Here is a 6,974-nt window from a genome sequence, read left to right on the forward strand (position 1 = left end):
GAAGCAAATAGGGACTAGGACAATCTTAAAAGTTGTTTTGCAATCTTAAAAAAACATGATACAATGAATAAAAGGTTTTTCTGAAAGCGATGTATAGCAGAATTAAGGAGATTAAAAAATTATGGCAAGAAAGAAAACAATTACTAGAGACCAGATTTTAAAAGCTGCCTATGAAGTTGTCGCAACCGAAGGATTCACACGTTTTACCGCACGTAATATTGCAGCGAAAATGAAGTGTTCAACCCAACCGATTTACTTAGAATTCAAAAACATGGATGACCTTAAAAGTGCCTTGATCAATCAAATTTATGATTATCTAGCAACAGAAGTATTTCCCATTGAGAGACGTGGGGACGTGATCGTCGATCTGACTTTGAATTACATTGGTTTTGCGAATAAAGAAAAACGCTTGTATCGCGCGCTTTACCTGGAAGAGTATGGCGGTGGCGATTCCATGCAAAAATTTTCTTTTGATTTATTCGTCAAATCTGTGAAAAAAGATCCGAAATATCAGGATTTAACAGAAGTCGAACTGAAATCATTGCATACGGGTGTATGGATCGTTGCCACTGGATTAGCCGCATTGATGTCTTCGGGAATTCTTCATCCGACAGAAGACCAAATTGCAAAATTGATGACCGAGACCGCAGAAAATATCATTCATCGAGAAACACCGATTGATATTTCATACAAGTCATTCGATCAATAATTAAATCATACGTAAAGAGAAAAAAGCATGTACCCAGCGTGGGATACATGCTTTTTTATGTATGCGCATTAAAGAGATGCAACGATTTTTTTCGCAAAGTCTTCTAAGTTTTGAATGTCTTCTTCTTCGGCAGCCAAATCAACTTTGACGCTTTCTGCTCCTTTGATAGCACCGGTCTTGGCAAAAGCTGCTTCAAAATCATCGACAGATTTGCAAAAATCATCGTAGAACGTGTCACCTGAACCGCAAACACCAAATGTTTTTCCACTCAGGTCTAATTCTTGCAAGTCTTCATAGAAATCAACGATCTCGTCTGGCAGTTCACCATCACCATAGGTATAAGTGGCTACAATGCAAATATCTGCCTCTTCGAATTCATCGGCATCTACTTGCGTACATTCATTGATATCTACCTCAATAGCCAGATTTTCAAGTGCTTCTGCAACGATATCAGCTATTTCTTCGGTGTTGCCTGTCATGCTTGCGTAAACGATTTTAGCTAAAGTCATAAATAAGTCCTCCGATCCTTTAACGGTCAACAGTAAAAACCCTCTCTGATTATAGCAAACCCAGTCAAGAATAACAATTCTTGAAAAAAGTCTTAGGTGAATCAGCAGACTTTGTAAAATTCTTGCTTTCTATGGTAAAATAAGAGGAATTTAAATAAGGGAGACGAGAAAATGATAACATTAAAATCTGCCAGAGAGATTGATCAAATGGCTGAGTCCGGCGCATTACTTGCGGACGTTCATAAACAACTTCGTACGTTTATTAAACCAGGGATCACTAGCTGGGATATCGAAGTATTTGTGAGAAATTATATTGAAAGCCATGGCGGAATCGCTGCACAGATCGGCTTTGAAGATTATAAATATGCGACTTGCTGCAGCATCAACAATGAGATTTGTCATGGGTTTCCCCGAAAAAAAGTATTAAAAAATGGTGATCTGATCAAAGTAGATATGTGTATTGATCTAAAAGGCGGAATCTCCGATTCTTGCTGGAGTTATGTCGTAGGTGAATCGACCCCAGAAATCGATCGTTTAATGGAAGTAACGAAAAAAGCAATGTATTTGGGAATCGAACAAGCACAAGTTGGGAATCGAATCGGTGATATTGGTCATGCGATCCAAACGTATGCGGAAGGTGAAGGCTATGGTGTTGTCCGTGATTTTGTCGGTCATGGCATTGGTCCAACGATCCACGAAGCACCAATGATTCCTCATTATGGCGAAGCAGGGAAAGGCCTACGCTTGAAAGAAGGGATGGTCATCACGATCGAGCCGATGATCAACACAGGAACTTGGAAAATGAAGATGGATCCAAATGGTTGGACAGCGTACACACTTGATGGTGGATTGAGTTGTCAATATGAGCATAGCTTAGCTATCACAAAAGATGGTCCACGGATCTTGACTTCTCAAGGAGAAGAAGGAACCTACTAGAAAAGAATGGATGGATGTCGGAGGAACCCCAAATGAAATGGATCGATAAGGCGAAAAGCAATCAAAAGCTTATGCGATTTATAGAAACGACACAAACGCGGATCACGGAATCTGAAATGGGAACGACCTCAGTTGTCGTAGCCTATTATTTATTACTATCCTTGTTTCCATTGCTGATCGCGATCGGAAACTTGCTGCCTTTTCTTTCAATCGCTCCTAGTAACGTGCTGCCCTATGTCCAAGAATTGATTCCTGGTCAAGTGTATGAATTTATCGGACCGGCCATTGAGAATCTGCTGACTTCTGGTTCCGGCGGCTTGTTGTCTATTTCGGCACTTGCAGCTCTTTGGTCAGCCAGCCAAAGCATCAATGCATTACAAATTGCCATGAACAAAGCGTTTGGTGTCGATCAGCGTTCGAACTTTATTGTTGTTCGTGCGGTCTCTTTTGTCATTATTCTCTTGTTTATGATTGCAATCGTAGGTGTGACGATGGTTATTGGTTTAGGGAAGATCATTTTAGACTTTCTACAACCAATCTTCCATATTCAAGATGATTTGATTGCTACCTTCCAAACTGTCAAATGGCCTTTGACGATCATTGCGTTGCTGTTTATCTTGATGTTAATCTACTGGTTGGTGCCTAATGCCAAAGTAAAACTTCGGTCAACGCTTCCTGGCGCAGTATTTGCTACTGCGGGCTGGATGCTGCTGTCGCAAGTGTTTGGCTTATATGCCCGCTTTTTTGCTGCTAGGATCAGCGGCTATCAAATCATCGGGAGTTTCATTGTGTTGATGATTTGGCTGAATCTGGCAGCAACGATCATTATTTTAGGCGGCATCATCAACGCAGTTGTAGAAGAATATTTATCGGGACAAGAGATCAAAGAACGAAAAGATCCCGTGGAACGTATCTCATCAAAACTTGAAGATACATTTTCCAATAAGGAGAAATAAATGAAAGTGAGAATGAGCGATGGAATTTGCATTTAAATTTATTGTACGTCTTTTCATCACGATGATCATATCTTTAGTGATAACTCCAGTTGTTAAATTTATTGCTCTAAGAATTGGTGCCGTTGATCAGCCCGGAGAAAGACGCATCAACGAAAAAGCGATGCCTACCGCTGGTGGTTTAGCTATTTTCCTATCCTTTTCGTTTGCTATCTTGTGGGAATTGAACGATATGATTCCGATAAACTTTGCTTGGCGCATTTTATTAGGGGCGCTAATTGTGATTATTGTTGGATTGATTGATGATATTCATGAACTATCGCCATTGCAAAAGATCTCTGGTTTGCTGATTGCAGCTTTGGAAATCTATTTTATTGCTGGTATAAGGATCAGTACAATTTCTATCCCCTATATAGGTACGATTGATCTAGGTTTGTTCGGAATGCCGATGACCATACTGTGGATTTTAGCAATTACGAATGCTGTCAATTTGATTGATGGTTTGGATGGATTAGCTAGTGGGGTATCTATTATTAGTTTGATTACCTTGGGCATTATCAGCTATTTTTTTCTTCCTGATACAGCGGTTTTTATATCTATGACAATCTTTACTTTAGTCGCTGCCATCGTGGGATTCTTTCCCTATAACTTTTATCCAGCAACGATTTTTCTGGGTGATACGGGTGCTTTATTCTTAGGGTTTATGATTTCCGTTCTCTCATTGCAAGGGTTGAAGAATGCGACGTTTATTACCGTGATCACGCCTATGCTGATTCTGGGCGTACCAATCACCGATACTGTCTATGCGATGATTCGACGGAAGTTCAACAAACAAAAAATTTCTTCTGCTGATAAAATGCATCTTCATCATCGCTTGCTTTCTTTAGGATTTACTCATCGGGGAGCAGTATTGACAATCTATGCGTTAGCAATGGTATTTTCTTTTATTGCACTGTTGATGAACTATGCCAGTAATACGGCAATTATTCTACTGATCATTAGTACCGCATTTGGGATTGAATTATTTATTGAATTGATTGGTTTGGTGGGAGAGAATCGCCAACCATTGATGTGCGCCTTGAAATTTCTAGGTAATCGGCGCTTTCGTCAGGAAGTTTTGACAAAGAGAACAGGCGACTCACTAGAAACAACCGAGGAGCCAATAAAGGAACCAACAGAATCAAAAAAACCTCAGCGGACCTCGCGCAGAAAACGACGGGCTAGGCATAAAAAATAATCTCGGTCCATCAGTAAAAGAACGATCCTCACATGACATGTTCAGTTGAAGCTGAAAGTCACGTGTGGGTCGTTTTTTTTGTATCTATCCCTAAAAGGATTGTTTGCGCAAATCGATTATTTCAACGTTACGATCGACAACGCCAGATTCTGTTTCTAACATAATCGATTGGAAACGCTCATTTAAATTAAGCTTTGGTTCTTGGTCGAAATAATTGGCTGTATAGTCTTTGATATAAATAGGTCCAACCGCAGATGAGAGAGTAATGGTGTAAGGTGCGGGAACCTCTTTGTCTGAGACCAGCAAGAAACGAAAACTTGTATCGAGAGAACAGATCCCTAATTTCGAATAAGGTCCGACACCGTCATCCAGATCCAGCAGAAAAGCACCCTCATTGCTATGATATCCTTCTAGTTTGTTGATGACTGCTTGTGACATTTTTAGTTCCATCATGTGTTCCTCCTTCTTTCTCTTCATTTTCATTCTAAGAGCATTTCCCTCAGAACAAAAGTAATCTGCTTTCAGCTTATTGACGTTTTGAGGCTAAAACGTCTATACTGAATGAGAAGTTATTTCAGTGAAGAAAGAAGGATGGTCAATGCCAAGTGTACAGCAACGAGAAACAGAAAAAATGGGAACAGTTTATGAAGTTGAAAATGATAGCGGTGTCAAACTTGTGACAAGCCCGGAAGGAGCACGCTTACTGGATTGGATCGTGCCGATTGATGGCGGCCGAGACTTAGTTGTTGGGTATGATACGATCGCAGGACACCAGAAAGCGCGTTATTATGGCGCAACGATTGGGCCAGTTGCCGGCAGAATTGCAGGAACCCGATTTACTATCGACGGGAAAGAGTATCAAACAGAAGATAATGATAATGGCAATACATTGCATGGCGGATTTAAGGGATTGGATACCGATACTTGGAAAGCTGAAACATTTGAAACAGAAACCGCAGCTGGCGTAATTTATCGGACAGAACGCAAAGACGGCGATAGTGGATTTCCGGGCAATGTTTCATACACAGTGACTTATACATTGGAAAATGATGATTCATTTACGATTACTTACGATGCCACAACCGATCAGCCTACACTATATAATCCCACGAATCATGGCTATTTCAATTTGACCGGTGACACTAGAAATCCAATCGATGATCACATGGTTCAAATCAATGCGGAATATGTGGCTGAAACGAATCCTGATGTCACAACAACAGGAAAAAAACAACCTGTTGCTGATACGAAGTTTGACTTTCGTGTAGCACGAAAAATGGGCACAACATTACTTGATGATCCATTCTTATTGGACCATACTCAGGACTGGGACTTGAAAGTGACGAGCCCTGATGAAAAAGTTTCCCTCACAGTTACAACGGATCGACCGGCTGTAGTCATCTATACCACACGAGATGGCGAAGAAGGAGCACCAATGAAAACCGGACCTTTTGCAAACCATGGCGGAATGGCTATTGAGACCCAAGGCGTTCCTGGAACAGAAAAATATCCTCAGTTTGGGGAGATCCTCTTACGTCCAGAAAAACCTTTCCATTCTGTGACTCGTTATCGTGTTTTTTATTAATCATAGATAATATATGACCTCTGTCAGTTGATCTCAAACACTGCAGAGGTTTTTTTTGACAATTTTCGATTACAGATGTAAACTTAAATCGTGAACAAGCAAGGAGGAAAAAATATGCAATCATCAAGTGCTCCTATAAAAATCAGTGATTCCGAATGGGAGATCATGCGAGTGATTTGGACATTAGGAAAATCCGATGCCCAAGAAGTCACGGCACTTCTTAGCGAATCCAAAGACTGGAAAACAGCAACCGTTAAAACATTACTAGGCCGTCTAGTGAAAAAAGGCGTATTGCGGACAGAAACCCAAGGAAAAAAATTTGTTTATTATCCTTTGGTTTCCGAGGATGCTACGATTCAAAGTGCCACAGAGAGTTTATTCTCTCATATCTGTGCAAAAAAAATCGGCCAAACATTGGCAGAAATGATTCGTGAATCGGAACTAACGAATGAAGATCTAACAATGTTGGAAGAGGCACTGGCGCAAAAAGAACCGGTAGCCGCTATTGCTTGCAACTGTATACCGGGACAATGTCAATGTACAATGAATGAAGGAGAATAAATCATGAAAAAAATCTATCACATTGAAGGAATGAGCTGCGACCACTGTGTTGCTCGGGTAGAAAAAGCATTGTCTGAAGTGCCAGGTGTCAAAAAAGCAAAGGTAAATTTAAAGAAAGCCAATGCTAAAGTCAAATATGACGAACAACTTGTTACAGATGATGACATCATCGCTAAAGTAACGGAGGTGGGGTACACAGCCACGGTTGAATAAGTCTCTCACCGCTGTTCTTGAAAGATATGGAATGAAAAAAGTTCATTTAATTGTTTGCGGAAAGACGGTAGGCAACTTCTGTCACCCCCCCCAACGCGTTCCAGTAGGGCGCAAAACTTTCCAGCAAAAAGGAGGAATTTGAGATGAGCCATAACGAAATGGACGGAGGACATTCGGAAATGGATCACAGTAAGATGGATCACAGTAAGATGGATCACAGTAAGATGGATCACAGTAAGATGGATCACAGTAAGATGGATCACAGTAAGAT

The 6,974-nt window shown here is 40.6% G+C and carries 9 protein-coding genes; 7 read left to right on the forward strand and 2 right to left on the reverse strand.

The window, feature by feature from the left end; all coding sequences use genetic code 11:
- The first annotated feature begins 121 nt into the window (after positions 1 to 121).
- The gene (locus tag AB5Z52_RS03370; RefSeq protein ID WP_003127658.1) at positions 122 to 709 is read left to right on the forward strand and encodes a TetR/AcrR family transcriptional regulator; all 588 of its coding nucleotides are present in this window, start codon (positions 122 to 124) and stop codon (positions 707 to 709) included.
- 68 nt (positions 710 to 777) lie between these two features.
- Here the strand turns inward: AB5Z52_RS03370 and AB5Z52_RS03375 are convergent, their stop codons facing one another.
- Positions 778 to 1,218: a flavodoxin gene (locus tag AB5Z52_RS03375; protein WP_003127659.1), complete on the reverse strand. Its 441-nt coding sequence runs from the start codon at positions 1,216 to 1,218 to the stop codon at positions 778 to 780.
- Between the two features lie 171 nt (positions 1,219 to 1,389).
- Here AB5Z52_RS03375 and map point away from each other — a divergent pair, with 171 nt between their 5' ends.
- From map to AB5Z52_RS03390, 3 genes are read left to right on the forward strand one after another with little or no spacing between them, the layout of a single operon-like run.
- The gene (gene map, locus AB5Z52_RS03380) at positions 1,390 to 2,154 is read left to right on the forward strand and encodes a type I methionyl aminopeptidase (RefSeq protein WP_003127660.1); all 765 of its coding nucleotides are present in this window, start codon (positions 1,390 to 1,392) and stop codon (positions 2,152 to 2,154) included.
- A 32-nt stretch (positions 2,155 to 2,186) separates the two neighbouring features.
- On the forward strand, positions 2,187 to 3,110 hold the full coding sequence (locus AB5Z52_RS03385) for a YihY/virulence factor BrkB family protein (protein ID WP_003127661.1): 924 nt from the start codon (positions 2,187 to 2,189) through the stop codon (positions 3,108 to 3,110).
- A 19-nt stretch (positions 3,111 to 3,129) separates the two neighbouring features.
- Entirely contained in the window at positions 3,130 to 4,344 is a 1,215-nt protein-coding gene (locus tag AB5Z52_RS03390; RefSeq protein WP_288551575.1) for a glycosyltransferase family 4 protein, read from the forward strand.
- 90 nt (positions 4,345 to 4,434) lie between these two features.
- On the opposite strand, the gene AB5Z52_RS03395 is transcribed toward AB5Z52_RS03390, so the two are convergent.
- Positions 4,435 to 4,794: an iron-sulfur cluster biosynthesis family protein gene (locus AB5Z52_RS03395; protein WP_242387660.1), complete on the reverse strand. Its 360-nt coding sequence runs from the start codon at positions 4,792 to 4,794 to the stop codon at positions 4,435 to 4,437.
- A gap of 148 nt (positions 4,795 to 4,942) precedes the next feature.
- Here AB5Z52_RS03395 and AB5Z52_RS03400 point away from each other — a divergent pair, with 148 nt between their 5' ends.
- The 3 genes from AB5Z52_RS03400 (at position 4,943) to copZ (ending at position 6,703) form a co-directional block, all read left to right on the forward strand.
- Positions 4,943 to 5,929 carry an aldose epimerase family protein gene (locus AB5Z52_RS03400; RefSeq protein WP_257602532.1) on the forward strand — a complete coding sequence of 329 codons (987 nt, stop codon included), beginning with the start codon at positions 4,943 to 4,945 and terminating at the stop codon, positions 5,927 to 5,929.
- Positions 5,930 to 6,043: 114 nt separating this feature from the next.
- Positions 6,044 to 6,490, forward strand: a complete 447-nt coding sequence (locus tag AB5Z52_RS03405; RefSeq protein WP_003127665.1) for a CopY/TcrY family copper transport repressor — start codon at positions 6,044 to 6,046, stop codon at positions 6,488 to 6,490.
- Positions 6,491 to 6,493: 3 nt separating this feature from the next.
- Positions 6,494 to 6,703, forward strand: a complete 210-nt coding sequence (gene copZ / locus AB5Z52_RS03410) for a copper chaperone CopZ (protein ID WP_086269458.1) — start codon at positions 6,494 to 6,496, stop codon at positions 6,701 to 6,703.
- Positions 6,704 to 6,974 lie beyond the last annotated feature (271 nt).

The sequence above is a fragment of the Enterococcus sp. RTP21361st1_A6_RTP21361_211029 genome (assembly GCF_040910045.1).
Taxonomy (GTDB): Bacteria; Bacillota; Bacilli; order Lactobacillales; family Enterococcaceae; genus Enterococcus_D; species Enterococcus_D gallinarum.

Coding starts and splice junctions, on each gene's coding strand:
- AB5Z52_RS03370 (WP_003127658.1), top strand. CDS start 122: ATGGCAAGAAAGAAAACAATTACTAGAGACCAGATTTTAAAAGCTGCC.
- AB5Z52_RS03375 (WP_003127659.1), bottom strand. CDS start 1,218: ATGACTTTAGCTAAAATCGTTTACGCAAGCATGACAGGCAACACCGAA.
- map (WP_003127660.1), top strand. CDS start 1,390: ATGATAACATTAAAATCTGCCAGAGAGATTGATCAAATGGCTGAGTCC.
- AB5Z52_RS03385 (WP_003127661.1), top strand. CDS start 2,187: ATGAAATGGATCGATAAGGCGAAAAGCAATCAAAAGCTTATGCGATTT.
- AB5Z52_RS03390 (WP_288551575.1), top strand. CDS start 3,130: ATGGAATTTGCATTTAAATTTATTGTACGTCTTTTCATCACGATGATC.
- AB5Z52_RS03395 (WP_242387660.1), bottom strand. CDS start 4,794: ATGGAACTAAAAATGTCACAAGCAGTCATCAACAAACTAGAAGGATAT.
- AB5Z52_RS03400 (WP_257602532.1), top strand. CDS start 4,943: ATGCCAAGTGTACAGCAACGAGAAACAGAAAAAATGGGAACAGTTTAT.
- AB5Z52_RS03405 (WP_003127665.1), top strand. CDS start 6,044: ATGCAATCATCAAGTGCTCCTATAAAAATCAGTGATTCCGAATGGGAG.
- copZ (WP_086269458.1), top strand. CDS start 6,494: ATGAAAAAAATCTATCACATTGAAGGAATGAGCTGCGACCACTGTGTT.